Raw genomic sequence first — 18,393 nt, forward strand, 5'->3', positions numbered from 1 at the left:
GCACCTCGCGATTGCGGTGTGCCGCCTGACCCAAGGAGGGTCCATGCTGAAAAAACATCTGTCTCTTGCTGTGCTCGTCACCCTGGTATGGGGGGTCAATTTCCCCATCACCAAGCTCGGCCTGCGTGCCATCGACCCGTTTGTACTCACGGGTATCCGCTTTGCCCTCGCCGCCCTGCCGCTGGTGTTCTTTATCAAACGTCCCGCCGTCAAGTTCAGCTACGTGGCCGCCTATGGCTTCATCTTCGGGCTGGGCATGTGGGGCGTGATCAACTATGGCATCCAAGTGGGCGTGAGCCCCGGTATCGCCTCGTTGATTATCCAGCTCAGCGTGTTCTTCACCATGGGCTGGGGCTTTTTGCTGTTCAAGGAAAAGATCCGTGGCGCGCAGATGCTCGGCGCCGTGCTGGCCTTGATCGGCCTGGCGGGGATCATCTCGACCCAGGAAGGCAACCATGCGGTGCTGGGCGTCATGCTGATCGTGCTCAGCGCGGTGGCCTGGAGCGTCGGCAACGTGATCATCAAGAAATCCGGGGTCAAGGAGATCTTCTCGTTCATGGTGTGGGCCAGCCTGATCCCGCCGATCCCGCTGTTCCTCACGGCCTGGTTGATGCACGGCAGCGCCGCGTTCGAAGGTTTGCAGGCCAGCCTCGACCTGACGGCGGTTTTGTCGATCCTGTTCCAGGTGTACCTGGCCACGCACTTCGCCTACTGGGGCTGGAACTCGTTGCTCAAGCTGTACCCGGTGTCCACCGTGGCGCCGCTGTCGTTGCTGATTCCGGTATTCGGCATCACCAGTTCGATGCTGATTCTGGATGAGCGCATTTCCACGCCGAACCTGATCTCGATCGGGATCATCATCGTCGGGTTGGCGGTGGGGCTGTACCGCAGGCCAGCCAACCTCGCGCCCGTGGAATCGCAGCCGATTGTCCATATGGATAGATAGTCATGACATAAATTCGAGATTTTGTTCGTGTATTGAGTGCTTTAGCCTGGGTCCAGTCCTGTACTGAACCGAAGGAAATACCATGAGCACGCCTGAATTTTTTGTCACTCCCGGCTACGGCGATTACATGCGCGAGCACCTGCATTACTCGCAAGCGGTAAAAGTCGGTAATCGCGTGGAAACCTCAGGCCAAGGGGGCTGGGACGATGAGTTCCAGATCCCCGCCGACCTGGCCGACGAGATCGCCCAGGCGTTCCACAACCTGGAACGCACCCTCGCGACTGCCGGCGCCAGTTGGGAGCACGTGATTCACGTCAACTCCTACCACGTCGGTGGTTTCCCGCCCGAGGTCAACGAGGCGATGGTCAAGCACTACCGCCAGTACATGCCCGACCATGCGCCGATCTGGACGCAAGTCGGCGTAGAGGCCCTGGGCCTGCCGACCATGCGCGTGGAAATCCGCGTGATTGCGATCATTCCCTGACCCCGAACCTGCGAATCACCCACTCGACAAATACCTTGAGCCGCGCGCTCTGGTGGCGATTGGGTGGATAGAGGATGTGCAGCGGCGTAGCCGGACGCGACCACTGCGGCAACACACTGACCAATTGACCGTTGTCCACGTAGTACTGAACGATGGCTTTGAAATGCTGCCCGACGCCCAGGCCGGCGAGCAGCATTTCCTTGAGGCCGTTGCCTTCATTGGTGGAATAGGCGCAATCGCCCACTTCAATACGCCTGTCGCCCTGTTCGAAAATCAGTGGCTCCGCTTTACCAGATCCGGCAAAAAAATAGCCGGCCTTGAGGTGGTTGAGCGCCAGATCCTCCGGGGAAACCGGCACACCTCGGCGCTCCAGGTAATCAGGGGCCGCGCAGGTCAAATATTCCAGGTCGGTCACCTTGCGCCCGATCATCGCCATGTCATCCAGCTTGCCGGCACGGATCACGCAATCCACACCCTCCCCCACAATGTTCACCGCGCGATCACTGATACCCAAGGCGATGGTGATATCGGGACACTCGCGATGAAAATCCACCAGCGCCGGAATCAGCAGGCAATTGGCAAACGACGCCGGTGCATCGACCCGCAGATGCCCGCGGGGCTTGAGGACTTGCCCGCGAATGGCGCTGTCCACTTCGTCCAACTCTGCGACCAGGCGCCGGGCATGTTGGTAATACTCCAATCCCTCGGACGTGGGCGCCATAGCCCGCGTGGTGCGGTGCATCAGCTTGATGCCCAGGTGTTTCTCAAGGTCGGTGATCAGCTTGCTCACGGTGGAGCGCGGCAGTGCCAACTGGTCGGATGCACGACTGAATGAGCTGGTTTCGACGACGCGAACAAAGGCGCGCATGGCGAGAAGTTGGTTCACAAGGATGACCTTCTGGATAGCTACAAGCGCTTTCAGTAAGCAAAGTTCTCGATCTTGACCTGGCCATCGGGAAACGTCGCAATAATCTCCAACTCGCCGCCCATCGCGCGGATATAGTCGCGCAACGTGCTGATGTACATGTCGGTTCGCCGCTCCATCTTGGAGACGGCCGCCTGGTTGATGTTCAGTGCTTTCGCCAGACTCGCCTGGCTTAGCTGCTGAGCTTTGCGCAACTCATGCAGTGGCATTTCCTGCAGGTGCTGCTGGAACAACAGCTTGGCTTCGGCACGGGACTCCGGTGTCATGCGCGCTTGCAGTTCAGCGAATTTCTTAGCCATGTTTACGGCCCTCTTTACGCAAAGTGTCCAAATGCACGTCATACAGCTTTTCAGCCAACAGGACGTGTTCCTCATACCATCGATGCCGTCCTGTCTTGTCACCACCGATCAGCAACACCGCGCATCGTCGTGGATCAAAGGCATACAACACTCGAAATGGCCGCCCTGCATGCTGTATGCGCAGTTCCCGCAGGTTGCCATGCCGGGATCCCTTGATATCGCTGCTGTGGGGAAAGCCCAATCTGGGCCCTAAAAGCCCCAGTAAATCAACGCTGGCGGAAACGGAAATTTGTTCCTTTGTTCCCAAGTCATCCCACCAGTCTCCGAATTCATCCGTGTATTCAACGTCCCAGCTCATGAAATATGCCATCCAAGGAATATAAACTCAAGAGCCTAAAACTAGGAGATAAAGTGCTAGGGCTTCCACCCGTGGGCGCTGGGAAATTGTTTGTACATCCTTCGGATAGAAGACCAGAGCACTCAGCACCTTATAAAATCGCCGCGTTATCGCACCCATGCTCAGCAAAAACACAATTTTCGAAATGTAAAAAGCGCTCTAATACCCCCCAGTTGATTAGTTTTAAAGATCCTGGAGTTCGCAATGCCCCATGAAGGCAACCTGTTACAAGCAGCGGTGGTGTTCCTGCTCGCCGCCGTGCTGACCGTGCCCCTGGCCAAGCGCCTGCAACTGGGCGCGGTGCTGGGCTATCTGTTCGCCGGTGTGATCATCGGCCCGTCGGTGCTGGGTTTGGTCGGCAACCCGCAAAGCGTCGCGCAGTTTTCCGAGCTGGGCGTGGTGTTGTTGCTGTTCATCATCGGCCTGGAATTGTCGCCCAAGCGTTTATGGGTGATGCGCAAGGCGGTGTTTGGCGTCGGCCTGGCGCAGGTGCTGCTGACGGGCCTGGTGATGGGCGTGGTGGCGTTGTGGCTGTTTGGCCAGTCGTGGAACAGTGCGATCGTGCTCGGCCTGGGCCTGGCCCTATCGTCCACCGCGTTTGGCCTGCAAAGCCTGGCCGAGCGTAAGGAACTGAACCAGCCCCACGGCCGCCTGGCCTTTGCGATATTGCTGTTTCAGGACATCGCCGCGATTCCGCTGATCGCCATGGTGCCGTTGCTGGCCGGCAGCGATCACCCGACCACCGAAGCCCAGGGCCTGCAACATGTGTTGCAGATTCTCGGCAGCATCGCGGTGGTGATCATCGGCGGACGCTACCTGTTGCGGCCGGTGTTTCGCATCGTCGCCAAGACCGGCCTGCGCGAAGTGTCCACCGCCACCGCACTGTTGGTGGTGATTGGCACGGCCTGGTTGATGGAGCTGGTGGGCGTGTCCATGGCCCTCGGCGCCTTCCTCGCCGGCCTGTTGCTGGCGGACTCGGAATACCGCCACGAACTGGAATCTCAGATCGAACCGTTCAAGGGCCTGCTGCTGGGCCTGTTTTTCATCAGCGTGGGCATGGGCGCCAACCTCAGCCTGTTGCTCAGCTCGCCGCTGGTGGTGATCGGCCTGACGCTGCTGCTGATCGGCTTGAAGCTGCCCTTGCTCTACGCCGTAGGCCGGCTGGTGGGCGACCTCAATCGCGAAAGCGCCCTGCGCCTGGGCGTGGTGCTGGCGGCAGGTGGTGAGTTCGCCTTCGTGGTGTTCAAGATCGGCCGCGATCAAGGCCTGTTCGAACCGCACCTGTACGACATCCTGGTCCTGACCATCACCCTCTCCATGGCCGTAACGCCGCTGCTGTTGCTGGTGTGCCCGAAGCTGTTCAAGCCCAAGGTCAAGCCGGTGGAAATCCCCGAGGAATACCGCACCATCGAAAGCGACGCGCCCCGCGTGGTCATCGCCGGCATGGGCCGTATGGGCCAGATCGTCGCGCGGATCCTGCGTGCGCAGAACATCTCGTTCATTGCCCTGGACACCTCGGTGGAAACCATCGAACTGACCCGCAGCTTCGGCGGCATGCCGGTGTTCTATGGCGACCCGCAACGCCCCGAGATCCTGCATGCGGCCAAAGTCGACCAGGCGGAGTTCTTCGTAATCGCCATGGACGACCCGGAAATCAACATCAAGACCGCTGAGCTGGTGCGCAACCTCTACCCGCACATGAAAATCATCGCCCGCGCCCGTAACCGTCAGCACGTGCACCGCCTGGTGGACCTGGACGCGTCACCGATTCGTGAGACGTTCTACTCCAGCCTGGAGATGAGCCGTCGCACCCTGGTCGGCCTGGGGTTGAGCCAGGCCCAGGCCGATGCGCGCATCACCCGCTTCAAGAACCACGACCTGCAAGTGCTCGCCGCGCAACATGCGGTTTACGACGATGCCGCCAAAGTGATGCAAACCGCCCAGGAAGCCCGGGCAGAACTGGCGCGGCTGTTTGAGATGGACCGACTTGAGGAAGAGTCCGACAAGGTGTGAGGCTATGAGTGAACGATTTTGCGATTTTTCTGACAGAATACGGCGCAATTTCGTTCACCCCTGGAGCGCTTCATGGCCACTTTCACCAAGACTGCCGTCCTGCTGGCCCTCGCATTGACTGCCGGCAGCGCATTCGCCGCGTCCAAGCCGACCACGCAAACCATCTCCACCTTGGGTGGCAAGTTCACCTTCAACCTGCCCAAGGCCTACGCCGCCGACACCCTGCCGGCTGGCAAGGCCGAGGATGGCACCGCTGACACCCAGGGTACGATGTATGCCAACCAGACCACGAAAAGTGTGGTGATCGTCGCCGAAACCGTGCGTAACGACGGGGTAACCATCGGCGATAACGACGCGCAATTCCTTGATGGCGCCGTAGCCGGGTTCGTCAAGGACCAGAGCGCAGCGCTGCCTGACTTCAAGAAACAGAGCGAGAAAAAACTGACGTTCAAGGGCCTGGGCCTGCGCCAGGTGGACAGCACCGCCACCCAAGGCGGCGGCAAAACGCTGAACTCCACGTTCCTCGGTGGTTCGGGTAATCACCTGCTGGTGATCCAGGCGATTTCGCGGGCGGATGATGCCAAGGGGCATGCGGCGTTGGTGAAGCAGATTACCGGCGGCAAATAACCCTACGGCGGTCAGTTCAGGCTCTTTTCCAACCAGGCTTTCAGGTCCTGCACTTCCGCCTCGCTGATGGTATGCGGCATGCCGGGGTACCCATGGAACTCCGGCTGCAACCCCAACCCCGTCAGCACCTCATTGGCCCGCGTCCCCGACGCATACGGCAGCGCCTGGTCCAAGGTGCCATGGCCGATAAAGATCGCCAGCTTGCCCAATGACGCATCCTGCTTCAGCTCAGCCTTGAGCACCGGTAACACGCTGCCGCTCAATGCCGCAATGCCACGCAGCAGCTCCGGCCGGCGCAGGCCCACCTCGTAGGACATGATCGCGCCCTGGCTAAAACCCACCAGGAACACTCGATCCGGCTGGGTGTGATATTTGGCGGTGGCTTTGCCGACAAACTCTTCGATCAGCTTCGCACTGCGTTGCAGGTCGGCGGTTTCGCCGTCGTAATCGCCGTCACCGGGCGTCTTGGTAAACCAGCGATAGCCGTGCGGGTCCACCGGCATAGGCGCACGGGCCGACAGGTACGTCCAGGTAGAGGGCAGCGCGTCCTTGATGCCAAACAGGTCCTCCTCGTTGCTGCCAAACCCGTGCAGGAAAATCACCAGCGGCTGGTTGCGCGCGTCGCCCTGGGTTTGTTCCAGATACGACAGCGGCAAATCGGTGTGCAGCGTGTCGTCGGCATGGGCGGTGCCGGCCACGAGGGTAAGTGCCAGGGCAAACAGTTTGAGCATGGGACGTTACCTCAAGGTTTGCGTAACAGATAAGTGTCCATGATCCAGCCATTTTCCAGGCGCGCGGCCTTGCGCACCCGTTCGATTTCTGCCGCGACTTCACTGACTTTACCGCTGATCAGGATCTCGTCCGGTGTGCCCAAGTAGGCGCCCCAGTAGATGTCCAGGTCTTGATCCGCCACGCTGCGGTAGGAGTCTTCGGCGTCGAGCATCACCACCAACGTGTCGGCATCACTCGCCTGCCCCGCCGCCAAACGGCGCCCGGTAGTGATCTCGATGGACTTGCCGATACGGTTAAGCGGCACTTTGTGCTGGGCCGCCAGGGCCTGCACGCTGGTGATGCCAGGGATCACTTCGAACTCGAACTCACTGCGACCGCTGGCAAGAATCGCCTGCAAGATGCGAATGGTGCTGTCGTACAGCGCTGGATCACCCCAGGCGAGGAAAGCTCCCACTTCACCGTCAGCCATTTCTTCGTTGATCATGCGTTCGAAGGTCTGCTGCTTGTCGCGGTTGAGGTCCTGCACGGCGGTGGTGTAGTCGATCTCGCCGCGCACACGCTCGGGGCAATCGGCCTCGACGAAACGGTAGCCGGGCTCGGTGATGTAGGTCTCGCAGATCTCGCGACGCAGGTCGATCAACTTGTCTTTGCTCTGGCCCTTGTCCATCAGGAAAAACACGTCGGTGCGGTTGAGCGCCTTCACGGCCTGCATCGTGATGTAGTCAGGGTTGCCGGCGCCAATGCCGATGATCAGGATGCGTTTCATGGGTTGCTCTCATTGCGGGGCGTGGATTTTGCCATGTTCACGTGCCTAGGCGTGAGTTTCCAGGCGCAATCGCCAGACGTCGTTGAAGCGCAGCTCAGTGGCGGACAACGGTTCGACGTCAATCAGGTAGAACATCGAGATCGGAAATTCCATGACGTACAGCATTGCCGCACGGATCACGAAGGGATGGGTGATGGCCACGACATGGCCGGGTTGGGATTCGAGGGTTTTCATCCACTCAGCCACCCGCAGGCAGATCTGCTCCACCGACTCGCCACCGTGGGGCGAGCACGTGGCGTCGGTGAGCCAGGTGTTCAGCTGGTCACTCTTCAGCTGGCCGATGTCCTGGCCCCTCCACTGCCCGAAATCAGCGTCGCGCAACGCGGCCTCGATCACCCCGTCAGCGCCGAACAAGCCTGCCGTCTGCCGAGCCCTGGCCTCGGGCCCACATAACAGTCGCCGGGTTTTCTTGTAGCGATCAGCCAGCGACAACGCCTTGCCCTGCCAATCCATCGCCACTGCCTCGTCATCGGGAAAACGCCCCTGTTTTTGCAGAGGCGTGACGGCATGGCAAATGAGCGTCAAACGAGTGGTGTGCATCGCAGAGTGCTTGAGACCAAGAAGATAAGGTTCCAAGACTGGCGCAGTTAGCCCTGAGGTGCAACGCCTTGTGCCAGATAGAGCACCTGTGACAGTTGTTTTTTGTGGCGAGCGGGCTTGCCCCGCGTTGGGCTGCGCAGCAGCCCCAGTGAAGGCACCGAAGTATTCCTGAAAGAACTCAGCGTCGGGTTTTGGGGCTGCTGCGCAGCCCAACGCGGGACAAGCCCGCTCGCCACAATAGAATTGGGTGGGTTAATAGAAGTCTGTATAGATTGACATCGAAACCGTCAGTCAAACCACTCGCGTCGTCCCTCAAACGTGCCAATGATCAACTCCACAATCATCCGCACTGCCTCCACATCCCCCACCTGCGCATTCACCGCCAGCCACACCTGCCGCTGCATGCTCTCGCCCAACAGCCCCGGCAACGCCACCAGGCCCCGGTCAAAACTGCTCATGTAATGGGGCAGCAAGCCGATGCACGCGCCACAGCGGATCATCTCCAGCATCAACGAATACGCGTGCACCTGCACCACCGCCGCCAGGCGCTGCTGCACCACCTGATTCCATGCCTGCAACGCGCCCACCTGCGCATCAGGTTGCCACTGCACCAGCATGTAGTCGTCAAGGTCTTCCACGCTGTCCGGCCGTGTGGTCAACCGCGAATAACGCTTGGCGATATGCGGCAAGTACTGCAAGCGCGCCAGGGCCTGTGGCGGCTCGGTAGCAAAGCTCGGGCCAGGCACCGGGCCGTCGGTGTCCGACAGCCACAGCACCACATCCACATCCACCGCTTGCAGCGACAACTGGCTGTCGATGGAAATGATCTCCAGGCGCACACTGGCATTGCGCCGCAGCAAGGCGATCAGGTCACGCCCAAGGATGTCGTGCAGGATCGGCTCGGCCACTGCCAGCCGAATCAACGGCTGCTCCGTGACCGGCAAGCGCCGTTCATGGGCCAGGGCAATCAATTGGGCCTGCAACTGCTGGCCATCGCGACTGAGCACCAAACCACTGCCCTGGTAACTGAACAGCGAATGCCGCAGATGCTCTTCAAGCTGCGCCAGGCGCTTGCGTAACAGCGTTGCCTTGATATTCAGGCTGCGCGCCGCCTGCATGAAGCAGCCGCAGCGCGCACTCACCAGAAAGTAGCGCGCCACCTCCGGGTCGATCTCCTGGGCCAGGGCCAGCCAGCTACTGCGCCCCTCGGTCGGGACGCGATAAGAGGACGGCCCCTGGGGGGCGGACGGTTCTAGAAATGCCATGGGAGACTCCCTGTCTTGTTGGTCTGTGCATCCAATGCGGGTTGACGCGGGTTACTCCAGCACCTTGTTCAACTCGGCGCCGTCGATACTCAGGGTTGCGGTGTTAAGCATGCCTTCGAGGTAGGCCTTGGCGATCTGCTCTTGGCGCTGGGCACGCAGGGCCTGGGTCAGGCGCTCGCGCAGTTCGTCGAGGGTCGCGGTACGCGCCGGTTGCTGGCCGGTGAGCTTGAGCACATGAAACCCCGCCGCGCTCTGCACCACGTCCGACACGGCACCGACCTTGAGGCGCGACACGACACTGCGGACTTCCGGCACCAGCTGTTGCAAAGGCTGCATGCCCGAGTCGCCACCGCGTGCGGCGGAGTCGGTGTCCTGGGAAAACTGCGTGGCCAGGGCGGCGAAATCACCCGGCGCAGCCTGGGCACGACGGCTCAGTTCTTGGGCCTGGCGGCGCACGTTGTCGACGGTTTGCGGGTCATTGGTCGCCAGGAAAATCTGGCTCACCCGGTACAACGGCGGTGTCACCCATTGCGCCTTGCCACTGTCGTAGGCCTGCTGCAACTCCGCCGCGCTGGGGTAATCGGCCGGCACCTGGCTGACCGAGAGCATGTAGTCGCGGAACACAATTTGCTCGGCGGCGGCGCGGGTCTGCTGTTCCACGTCCGGGCGCTGGCGCCAGCCTTGGGCGTCGGCCTGTTCGAGCACGGCCTTTTGCGCCAAACGTGAACGAATCCAGGTTTCCAACGCGCCACGGTTGCCGCGCAATTGCTCGCGGGACTCGGCAGGCAGGCTGGCCAGCACGGTTTTCAGTTCCGTCAGGTCGATCTGCTGATTGCCCAGGCGCGCCACCGCCGGGCCGGCCGATACAGGGTTGATCACCGGCGTCGGTTGCTGCGCCGCCACCGGGTCGCTGCCCGGCCGCAGGCTCAAGCCCACCGCCACCACCAGCAAGGCCAGCGCACCCGCGCCGACCATCAGGGTTGGTTTCTTCACAATACCGGCGCCTCGGCTTCAGCCTGCAACTGCGCGGCCTGCTGGCTGTATTCACGCAGGTAAACGATGAATTCCTGCAACAGACGGTCCCACAGCTCCAACTGGCTGCGCAGGTGCGTGGCGCCAACGCCGGCTACCACCACGTCCATTTCCATCAACAAAAACTCGCCCTGCACCGACAACCGCGCAAAACGTCGCGATGCGTTCCACACCTGGGCCAGACCTTCAGGCAATTCGCCCTGGATGCGCAGCGCGCAGCTGTAGGTGAAATCCACATACGTACCCTGCTCCGCCGCCGGGTTGCCAAAGCGCACGGCAAAACCGATGCCCTGGCTGGCACTGAGCAATTGCACGATGCCATTTTGTTCAGTCTGGTTGACCCGGTAACCGGCTTCCTGTAACAGCTCGGTGAGGCTCTGGGTGGTGACGCTGGTGATCAATTCGCTCATGGTGATTTCTTCCCTGTCTATCAATGATTGGCGGTTGCCTGGGGCGCATCGAAACGGCTCTTGTACAAATCGTCGCCAAAGCCCTGGGCCAGTTCCTCGAACTTGACCCGCGCGCTGCTGGCGAAGGGCTGGCGAATACTCATCACCTCGGCCACGTCGATTTTTTCGTAGGCCGCGAGCAACTGCTGGGCCACGCCGTACATCTGTTGATTCTTGACTGAACATTGCTGCACTTGTGTGTCACGGTCGCTCAGTTGTGCCTGCAAGCGCGCACGCTCGGCCTCTTTGCCCTTGGCCAGCACCAGCAGTTCGTCATAGGCCTTCTTGAACTTGCCGATCTGCTCGTTGCTGGCCGCCACCTGGGCCTGTGCCTGGCTGTGCAGGCTCTGTTGCTGACCGGCCATTTGCTCGGCCACGCCACGGGCCTGGGCGAGTTCGGCGGTCAATTGCTTGATTTGCGCCTGGGCCTGCTTGGCCTGGTTTTCCGCCGCAATCCGCGCAGCGCTGGCCTGGGCCTGTTCGCTTTGCAGGGCCTGCAATTGCTGGGTGGTGCTGCGCAGTTGCGTGCGCAGGCGTTCCTCCATGCCTTCAGCCGACGCGCCGGTGGTGACCAGCAGCAACAACAGCCCGCAGATTCGCGTGTTCATGTGGCATCTCCGTGCGCATCAAAAGCGCGTGTTGAGTTCCAGTTGCATCACATCGACTTCGAACGGCGCGCCATACACTTCGGACGCGCTCAACCAACGCGCACTGGCGTAGATGTTCTTTTCGATGCCGTAGTTGGCGCCAATGAAATAACCCTTGGCGTTGGTGCCGCCCAGGTGGAATGACGAATCGTTGAAGCCATCAGGCAATGCGTCAGGCTGGATGTATTTGTAGCCGGCCAACACGTTCCAATCGCCGCGCTTGCGCATTTCCAGCGCGCTGCCGAGGGTGAACGAGACCATCAGCGCATTGCCGCCACTTTCAAACTGGCCCTTGCTGTTGATGTTGTTGACGATCTCGCCTTCGCTGCGCTTGAGCATCTCGCCCTTGTCGTAGGCCAGGTTGTGGATGAAGTTGCCTTGGGTGCGCAGCTTGAAATCGCTGGGCAGCTCGGCATCCCAGGCCAGATTCAGGTCGAGCACGTCGAACTTGGATGCCAGGCCGACAAACTGCGGTTGTGGGGTCAGGCCCGGAGTGGCCGGATTCGGCGTGATGTCGCGCAGCAGGAACACGCTGTTGCCCTTCTGCATGAAGGCCAGGCGCGAGCCGTCGCTGTCACACGCCGGCTGCCCGGACCACGGCTGGCAGGCGCCGGAGCGTTTACCTTCGATGTCGTCAAAGTGGTAGTAGGCCACCGCGCCCTTCAGGCTGTTCTCGCGGTTGATCTTCCAGTTAGCGCCGATCTGCCCGCCAAACAGCCACTTGGTCTCGCTGTCTTCCTTGTCGAAGCCGTTGCTGCTGGCCGAGTCGGAGGTGTACTCCACCGGGAATGCACCCAAGGTGCCGAACAGGCCCCACTGGCTGTTCAGGGCGTGGTTGAAATTGGCGGCGATACCGTCGAAGTTCAGGTCGCCCGAATACATCATGTCCGTGGAATAGAACGGGTTGGCGAAACGCCCGGCGGTGAGGGTCACGTCCGGGGTGGCCTTCCAGCTCAGGTAACCCTGGTCGAGCCAGATGTCTTTCTTGCCAAAGCCGCCGCCCAGGGTCTGGGTGGTGGACACCGGGTTGTTGTCGGAACCGGTGCCCACACGGATGCCGGCCGTCCAGTCGGGTGACAGCACGGCTTTCATGCCCAGGCGCGCACGCAGGCGGAACAGGTTTTCGCGGTCCTTGGTGGTGTTGAGCAGCGGCGGCAGCTTGGTGTTGGTGTCCTTGTTGGTGTCGTACGGGCCGCTTTCATTGAGTTTGGCGTAGTCGACGATCTCGTTGCTGTTGTTGCCCGAGAAGTAACGCGACTCGTCCCGCAGGCGGATATCACCGTCAAAGCTGATGCGCGAGACCCAGTCCGGGAAGGTGTTGGGCTGGGCCCAGTTTTCCTGCTTGGCGGTGGCCATGACTTCAGCCTTGACCTGGTCGCGGATCTGATCCTTCACCGCCTGCGGCACGTATTGCACACGCACGTCACCCGGCGCTGCAGCCGGACCTGCGGCCACCACCGGCGCGGCATTGGCCTGGCGTGCCTGCTGGGCCTCTTTTTCGGCCTGGGCGATCAGCCCGTTGGCGGTATCCTGGGTCAGCACGCCTTGCTGCACCAACAGGCGGATCAGGTTGATGGTGACGTTTTCCGAGGGCGCGACCGGGGCTGCAGCCGCCTGGCCGACCAGGGTCGCGATGACCATGCCGACCGCCAGGGTCAGTCGATTCACGGGGGAAATCATGTGTACGCAACTCCTGTAAAAAACCGTTGAAATAGGGTGTGTTCAATCCGGACGCCGGCCCTTGAGCGACAGGCGCATGGGCAGCGTCAACGACGCCGGCGGCTTCTGTGTGGCGCGCGGTGCCTGGATCAAGGCGAGCATCTGCGCGTCGGTCTCGGCATCCCCGCTGGACTTGGCCACCAAAGCTTTGGTGACCTGGCCCTCGGCGCCCAACCACAGGTCTATCTGTATCGAGAAGGCCTTCTTGCGCAGCTCAGGGTCTTCGCGCATCAGCCGCTGATAAGTGCCGGCCAGGTACTGCTTGTAGGTGCCCGTCCCCAACCCGCCGCCGCCACTGCCGGCCATGCCGCCGCCCTTGCCGGCGCCGATGTTGAAACCGTCGTTGCCGGACTGGGCGTCGCCGTCGATCTGCATCGGGTTGGCCAAGTCTTCGTTAGGCGAAGGCGGCGCTTCCTCGGCCGGCTTGACCTCCTCGGGTTCGGGGCTTGGCACCGGTTCCGGGATTTTTTCTTCGACCTGGGGCTCAGGTTCCTTGGGCTTTTCCGGCGGCGGTGGCGGTGGTGGCGGCAACGGGATGATCGTCGGCACCTTCGGCGCTTCGCGGCGCACGCCGCTCATGTCATTGGCCCATTGCCACAAGCACCAGGCCGCCACGGCGCCCAGCAACAGGCCGGCGCCCCACTTCAATGGGCGCAACGGCGGCTTCTTTTTCACGGGCAAGGGCGCAATCGGGATCTGTGCAGTCATGACTCAGCCCTGGCTCGGTTTGCCGGTAACCAACCCGACCTGGGACAGTTCCAGTCGACGCAGCAGGTCGAGCACTTCGATCACCTTCTGGTACTGCACCATCGCATCGCCACGCACGATCACCGGGAAGTCCGGGTTCAGCGCTTTCTCGATGCGCAGGCGTTCTTCCAGCTCACCGAGGGTCACCGGGTAGGCGTCGAGGAATACCTGGCCGCCGTCATTCACGGAGATGGCCTTGGTCTTGGCCTCCGACAACGACACCGAGGCGCTGGCCTTGGGCAGGTGAATCTGGATACCCGAGACCTGGGCGGTGGCGGTGAGAATAAACATCACCAGCACCACCATCAGCACGTCCACCAGAGGCGTGATGTTGATGCTGTCGACGGCGGCATCATCGTCATCGTCGTGGGAGGTATTTACGGAAGCCATGGCGGTTCTCCTCAGGCCGGAACCGGCGCGTGATGGTCACGACGGTGCGCCGCTTCACTGTGCTGGCTCTCGCCGTGCATCTCCGCCAGGCGGGTGATGAACTCGTCGACAAACACACGCATGTCCGCGCTGACTTCCTTGTTGCGCGTGATCAGGCGGTTGTAACCAAACAGCGCCGGGATCGCGACAAACAGGCCCATGGCCGTGGCCAGCAACGCCGCCGCCATACCGGGGGCAATCGCGTTGATGTTCACATCACCGGCCATGGCCGTGCCGAGGAACACCACCATGATCCCCAGCACGGTGCCGAGCAGGCCGATGTACGGGCCGCCGGCAATAGCGTTGGACAGGGTCGAGAGTTTGGAGCTGAGCGCCTGGTTTTCGCGGGTGCGCACGCCGTCCATGGAGCAGCGGATGGCTTCGATGGTCGCGGCCGAGACCGATGAGGTGTCCGCGCCCTGGGCACGGCGGGTGCGGATCTCCTTGACCGCCACCAGGTACAGGCGCCACAGCGAAGAATGAGCCAAGCGTTCACCCAACTGGGCGTCGTCGGCGTACATCTCCAGGCGCGTGCCGATCTGCGCAAAATGCTCGCGGAACACCTCGTTGGCGCTGCTCACGCGGCTGACCTGGCGGTTCTTGCGCAGCATGATGACCCACGATTGGAACATCATCGCCACCAGCACCAGGATGATCACCCAGGCATCCACCGGCACCGCGTTGAGCAAGAAGCCCAGGCTGCCGAAACCGAAGCCGGACTGTTCTTCATCGACGCCATAGGCCACCAGTTTCGACTCGGCGCCCTGGGCGCTGGCATCGGCCAGCAACAATGCCGCCGGACGCGCTACCTTGGACAGACGCAGCTCATCGATGGCTCCGGCGAATGGCAAGTGCGTGCTGCCCGCTTCCGGCAGATCGGCACCGATGGCCAACTGAGAATTGAACGCCGGCAAGGCAACGGCCAGGATGGCGGTTTCACGGCCATTCACATACAGCGAGACCTTGTCACCCTCGGCGGTGAACGCCAGGTGCTGCCATTGGCCGGGGTTCAGCGGTTGGCTCGACACGGCGCGCTGGCCGTCGATTTCCACGAACGGCATGCCTTGGTTCAAACCGAGCAACAGGCTATGAGGGCCATCGCGGCGGGCAAGCACGACTTGTTCGCCACTGGCCTGGTCCAGGCGCAACCAGGCGCTGAAGGTGAAGGCGCCACCCGCAGCGTGTTGCAGCGAAGGGCTGGCCGGCAACATCAGGGGTTGACCACTGAGCTGCAAGGCCCGGCCGATCACACCGTCGATGCTCGCACCGGTGGCGTTCAACGCGGTGTTGGCGTAGGCCGTGGTGTCGCGGGCTGGTGTGCCATTGGCGCCGTCAAAATGGTAAAGCGCGGTGTAGTTCGGGTCGAAGGTCAGTTGGCCGTTGGCGGTGGCCGGGGCCTTCTGGTTGCCGTAGTACATCCACAGGTCCTGGCGCTGACCGCCTTCGACCTTGGGCACATCGACCCAGATCAGTGCCATGCCCATCAACGGGTCGAAGCTCTCGATCTGGTGATTGAACACGGTTTTGTCATCGGCACTCACAAAACGCAGGTCGGCGCCGTCATCCTTGACCCCATCAAAGGTGAAGTTGCCGGTGTGCAGGCGCACCAGCAGCGCGGTACGGCCCAGGGCCTGGTTGATCGCGGCGCCTTGGGCGGTGGTGTCCACCGAAATCTGTTTGCGGTAGTGCCAGTCGTCCTGCCACCAGGCATGGGCGGTGGCCGGGAGCGTGAAGCCCAGGCAGATCAACAGGCTCAGGAATAGGCGTTGCATGGGTGAAGTCTCCGGAAGAAAAAGTCAGAAAGTCGCCTGCACACTGAAGTGCAGTCGCGAGTCCTGTTTCTGGGTGTTCGGTCCATTGAGCAGCGGGTAGCCCCAATCCAGGCTGCCGGACAACCATTTGCTCAAACTGGCGCGGGTGCCCAGGCCGACACTGGCCAGGCTGTATTCGTCTTCTTGCTCGGGCAGCGGGTCGTGCAGGCGCATGCGCGCGCCTTCGGCGAACGCGTAGAAGCGCCACTCCTGCACATAACTGCCAAGGAACTTGGCCAGGGACGGCGTGCGCAGTTCCTGGGAGAGCAAGTACCCCTCATCCCCGGTGCGCTCCGCCGCCAGGTAACCGCGCACCGATGTGGCGCCGCCGGCGGAATACTGCTCGTTGGACACCAGCGGCCCCGACGCCAGCTGGAAGCCGCCCTTGGTTGCCGACTGCCAGTCGTTGGCGAAGGTGTAGGTGTAATTCAGGTCGCCCTTGAGCACGGCAAAACTGGCGCTGGCCTTGTAGCGTTTGTACTCGAACTCTTCGGCATCGCTGCCGTAGCCGAAAAACGCGCGAGTACCCACCACCAGGTTCAAGCCCAGGCCCAACTGCGCTTGTTCGGTGTAGCGAAAACCGTTGTAGCCGAATGTGAATGGCGCGTATTTGAGGGGCACCTGATCGCTGCTGGAGCCGAACTTCATCTGTTCGTCGAAGTCCTTGAAGTCCACGCCAAACGAGAACGAGTTGGCCCAGTTGCCCGCCGCCGGCAGGTTGTAAATGGCCGATACACCGTAGGAATGACCCTTGCCCAACACGTTGCTGCCGCCGATGGTGGCGATGTTGCTGTCCGACTGGTAACCGGAGAACTGCAAGGTCCAACGTTCATCCAGTGGCGCGCTGTAGGAGCCCGACCAGACCTTGGCATTCTCGGTGTCCTGGGGCGCGGTGAAGTACGTCAGGGAAATGCTATGACCCAGTTGCCAGAGGTTGTCGTACCCCAGGGTCGCCACCGAGCGCAGCTTTTCGGTGTCGGCGCTGTAGTCGTTGTTCAGGCCAATACTGGCGTGCCAGGGGTTCTGGTCTTCCACCTGCAAATCCACATCCATGGTGCCGGGGCGTTGGCCCTCGCGTACCAGCGGCGTGACCTGGCGCCCAGCGCCGCGATTGAGGCCCGCCAACTGGATTTGCACCGTGGCAAAGTCCGGCACCGCGCCCTCCTCCAGGGCCGGCACCTGCTCGCGGATTTCCACCGGCGAATAGTGCTTGGCACCGACCACGCGCACACGCCCGACCTTGGTCTCGCTGACCTGCAGGTAGACGATACCGTCATCGACCTTCTGCTCCGGCAACTCGACAAACACCGACTGATAGCCACGCGACTGGTAGATCTTCTGCAACGCATCGCGCGCGCCTTCGATATCGCCCAAGGTCTTTTGCGGCCCCAGGAACGGATACACCGCCTCCTCGATCGTCGCCGCATCCAGCACCGTATTGCCGCGCACGAAGTACTCGTTGACGTCGACCTTACGCGCGCCCTCTTCCTCCTCGGCCAACACCGGTTGCGCGAGGCTCCCCAGCGTCACGCAACACAGCGCCAACGTTAATTTGAACAGATGCTCCACACCGCCCCCTGACTGTCTGATTTTTTGCGCCGTCGCCGGAAGCCCGGCGTGCGGCCTGCTCAATTGCTGGTGATCGAAGTGCTGCCGTGGCGTGCCAGCCAGGTGTGCAACAGGGCGAAGTTCAACGAGAACTCCGGCATGTGCAGCAAGGCGCCACAAAACACGTCACCGATGATTTTCTGGATGAGTTGCACCGCACGCGGGTTGTTGAGCAGCGTGGCAATGTCGCGGGTCAGTACGTGAATGCTCCAGACCTTTTGGTTGAGGTCCAGGCCGACGAACCAGCGGAACAGCAGGTTGTAGTTCAGCTGTTCATGCAGCTGTTGTTCGCTGGGCACCGAGTACAGCAGTTGCAGCAGCAGGATCTGCAGCACGGTGTGCGGGGCGATCGACATCGCGGGTTCGGCGGTGAGCCAGTCACGGTGCTGGTCGAGCACTTCGTCGATCTGTGGGCGCAGCAGCACCAGGGAATGGCCCGCCGGGATGTAGCTGGAGACTTCCTTGCGAGCGCCTTGCCAGTCTTCCTGGGAGACGATCCAGACCCAGGGTGCGCCGTAGCGATAGACCGACACCGGCTTTTTGCGCGCGGCTTCGACGATCTTTGACAGGCGCTGGTCGAGCTCCTGCATGCCGACTTTCGAGTAACGTTCCATAGTTCCCATCGCCCCACTCCTGGCATCCTGCTTGCGGCTGAAAAGCCCAACGTTCTGGTGGGCTCAAGCGCGTTACACAGAGGAGACGGGAGTGGTCGGGGGCTACCGAACTTTTGTCATGAAAGCTTCATTTTGGATTGGGTGGGGGGCAATTTGTGGTTGTGTACATATCCATTTCTTCGGTAACGGCTACTTAGGGTTCCGCTCTTACAGCGGGTCACTTTTGGAAAAGAGCCCCAAAAGTAACCATGGACTTGTTCCCTCAAAACGTACGCCATGAAGC

The 18,393-nt window shown here is 61.4% G+C and carries 20 protein-coding genes; 4 read left to right on the forward strand and 16 right to left on the reverse strand.

Annotation, left to right across the window (positions count from 1 at the left end; all coding sequences use genetic code 11):
- The first annotated feature begins 43 nt into the window (after positions 1-43).
- Both H096_RS22810 and H096_RS22815 read left to right on the forward strand, forming a co-directional pair.
- Entirely contained in the window at positions 44-946 is a 903-nt protein-coding gene (locus H096_RS22810; protein ID WP_033901593.1) for an EamA family transporter, read from the forward strand.
- A gap of 82 nt (positions 947-1,028) precedes the next feature.
- Positions 1,029-1,430: a RidA family protein gene (locus tag H096_RS22815; protein ID WP_033901594.1), complete on the forward strand. Its 402-nt coding sequence runs from the start codon at positions 1,029-1,031 to the stop codon at positions 1,428-1,430.
- Here H096_RS22815 and H096_RS22820 read toward each other — a convergent pair.
- Genes H096_RS22820 through H096_RS33535 form a run of 3 tightly spaced genes read right to left on the reverse strand, consistent with a single transcriptional unit; the run spans position 1,420 to position 3,012 of the window.
- A complete protein-coding gene (locus H096_RS22820; protein ID WP_241495535.1) occupies positions 1,420-2,316 on the reverse strand; it encodes a LysR family transcriptional regulator in 897 nt (298 codons plus the stop codon). The two genes, H096_RS22815 and H096_RS22820, sit on opposite strands and share 11 nt — an antisense overlap.
- A gap of 32 nt (positions 2,317-2,348) precedes the next feature.
- Positions 2,349-2,654 (reverse strand): XRE family transcriptional regulator, encoded by a 306-nt coding sequence (locus tag H096_RS22825; protein WP_033901597.1) that lies wholly within the window; start codon positions 2,652-2,654, stop codon positions 2,349-2,351.
- Positions 2,647-3,012 carry a type II toxin-antitoxin system RelE/ParE family toxin gene (locus tag H096_RS33535; protein WP_082461780.1) on the reverse strand — a complete coding sequence of 122 codons (366 nt, stop codon included), beginning with the start codon at positions 3,010-3,012 and terminating at the stop codon, positions 2,647-2,649. The genes H096_RS22825 and H096_RS33535 overlap by 8 nt, the downstream gene beginning before the upstream one ends.
- A 243-nt stretch (positions 3,013-3,255) precedes the next feature.
- Between H096_RS33535 and H096_RS22835 the strand changes: the two genes are divergently transcribed.
- Both H096_RS22835 and H096_RS22840 read left to right on the forward strand, forming a co-directional pair.
- Complete coding sequence (locus H096_RS22835; protein ID WP_033901599.1) at positions 3,256-5,064, forward strand: monovalent cation:proton antiporter-2 (CPA2) family protein; 1,809 nt, start codon at positions 3,256-3,258, stop codon at positions 5,062-5,064.
- 72 nt (positions 5,065-5,136) lie between these two features.
- The gene (locus H096_RS22840) at positions 5,137-5,691 is read left to right on the forward strand and encodes a hypothetical protein (RefSeq protein ID WP_033901600.1); all 555 of its coding nucleotides are present in this window, start codon (positions 5,137-5,139) and stop codon (positions 5,689-5,691) included.
- Between the two features lie 11 nt (positions 5,692-5,702).
- Here H096_RS22840 and H096_RS22845 read toward each other — a convergent pair whose 3' ends face one another.
- The 13 genes from H096_RS22845 to H096_RS22905 form a co-directional block, all read right to left on the reverse strand.
- Positions 5,703-6,422: an alpha/beta fold hydrolase gene (locus H096_RS22845; protein ID WP_033901601.1), complete on the reverse strand. Its 720-nt coding sequence runs from the start codon at positions 6,420-6,422 to the stop codon at positions 5,703-5,705.
- A gap of 11 nt (positions 6,423-6,433) precedes the next feature.
- A complete protein-coding gene (gene cobF / locus H096_RS22850; protein WP_033901602.1) occupies positions 6,434-7,189 on the reverse strand; it encodes a precorrin-6A synthase (deacetylating) in 756 nt (251 codons plus the stop codon).
- A 45-nt stretch (positions 7,190-7,234) separates the two neighbouring features.
- Positions 7,235-7,789, reverse strand: coding sequence for a histidine phosphatase family protein (locus H096_RS22855; RefSeq protein WP_033901603.1), 555 nt, complete (start codon positions 7,787-7,789; stop codon positions 7,235-7,237).
- A gap of 287 nt (positions 7,790-8,076) precedes the next feature.
- The gene (locus H096_RS22860; protein ID WP_033901604.1) at positions 8,077-9,054 is read right to left on the reverse strand and encodes a LysR family transcriptional regulator; all 978 of its coding nucleotides are present in this window, start codon (positions 9,052-9,054) and stop codon (positions 8,077-8,079) included.
- Positions 9,055-9,105: 51 nt separating this feature from the next.
- Positions 9,106-10,047 (reverse strand): peptidylprolyl isomerase, encoded by a 942-nt coding sequence (locus H096_RS22865; protein WP_033901605.1) that lies wholly within the window; start codon positions 10,045-10,047, stop codon positions 9,106-9,108.
- A complete protein-coding gene (locus H096_RS22870) occupies positions 10,044-10,496 on the reverse strand; it encodes a YbjN domain-containing protein (RefSeq protein WP_080642458.1) in 453 nt (150 codons plus the stop codon). The genes H096_RS22865 and H096_RS22870 overlap by 4 nt, the downstream gene beginning before the upstream one ends.
- 20 nt (positions 10,497-10,516) lie before the next feature.
- Positions 10,517-11,143, reverse strand: a complete 627-nt coding sequence (locus tag H096_RS22875; protein ID WP_033901606.1) for a hypothetical protein — start codon at positions 11,141-11,143, stop codon at positions 10,517-10,519.
- A gap of 18 nt (positions 11,144-11,161) precedes the next feature.
- A complete protein-coding gene (locus H096_RS22880) occupies positions 11,162-12,862 on the reverse strand; it encodes a putative porin (protein WP_033901607.1) in 1,701 nt (566 codons plus the stop codon).
- 42 nt (positions 12,863-12,904) lie between these two features.
- On the reverse strand, positions 12,905-13,609 hold the full coding sequence (locus H096_RS22885; RefSeq protein WP_033901608.1) for an energy transducer TonB: 705 nt from the start codon (positions 13,607-13,609) through the stop codon (positions 12,905-12,907).
- 3 nt (positions 13,610-13,612) lie between these two features.
- Complete coding sequence (locus H096_RS22890; RefSeq protein WP_016980095.1) at positions 13,613-14,038, reverse strand: biopolymer transporter ExbD; 426 nt, start codon at positions 14,036-14,038, stop codon at positions 13,613-13,615.
- 11 nt (positions 14,039-14,049) lie between these two features.
- Positions 14,050-15,849, reverse strand: a complete 1,800-nt coding sequence (locus H096_RS22895; protein ID WP_033901609.1) for a MotA/TolQ/ExbB proton channel family protein — start codon at positions 15,847-15,849, stop codon at positions 14,050-14,052.
- 24 nt (positions 15,850-15,873) lie between these two features.
- Positions 15,874-17,457 (reverse strand): ShlB/FhaC/HecB family hemolysin secretion/activation protein, encoded by a 1,584-nt coding sequence (locus H096_RS22900; protein ID WP_033901610.1) that lies wholly within the window; start codon positions 17,455-17,457, stop codon positions 15,874-15,876.
- Positions 17,458-17,516: 59 nt separating this feature from the next.
- Positions 17,517-18,110 (reverse strand): transposase, encoded by a 594-nt coding sequence (locus H096_RS22905; RefSeq protein WP_028619777.1) that lies wholly within the window; start codon positions 18,108-18,110, stop codon positions 17,517-17,519.
- Positions 18,111-18,393: the final 283 nt, after the last annotated feature.

The sequence above is a fragment of the Pseudomonas sp. FH1 genome (assembly GCF_000510895.2).
In the GTDB taxonomy this organism is placed as follows: Bacteria; Pseudomonadota; Gammaproteobacteria; order Pseudomonadales; family Pseudomonadaceae; genus Aquipseudomonas; species Aquipseudomonas azotoformans_A.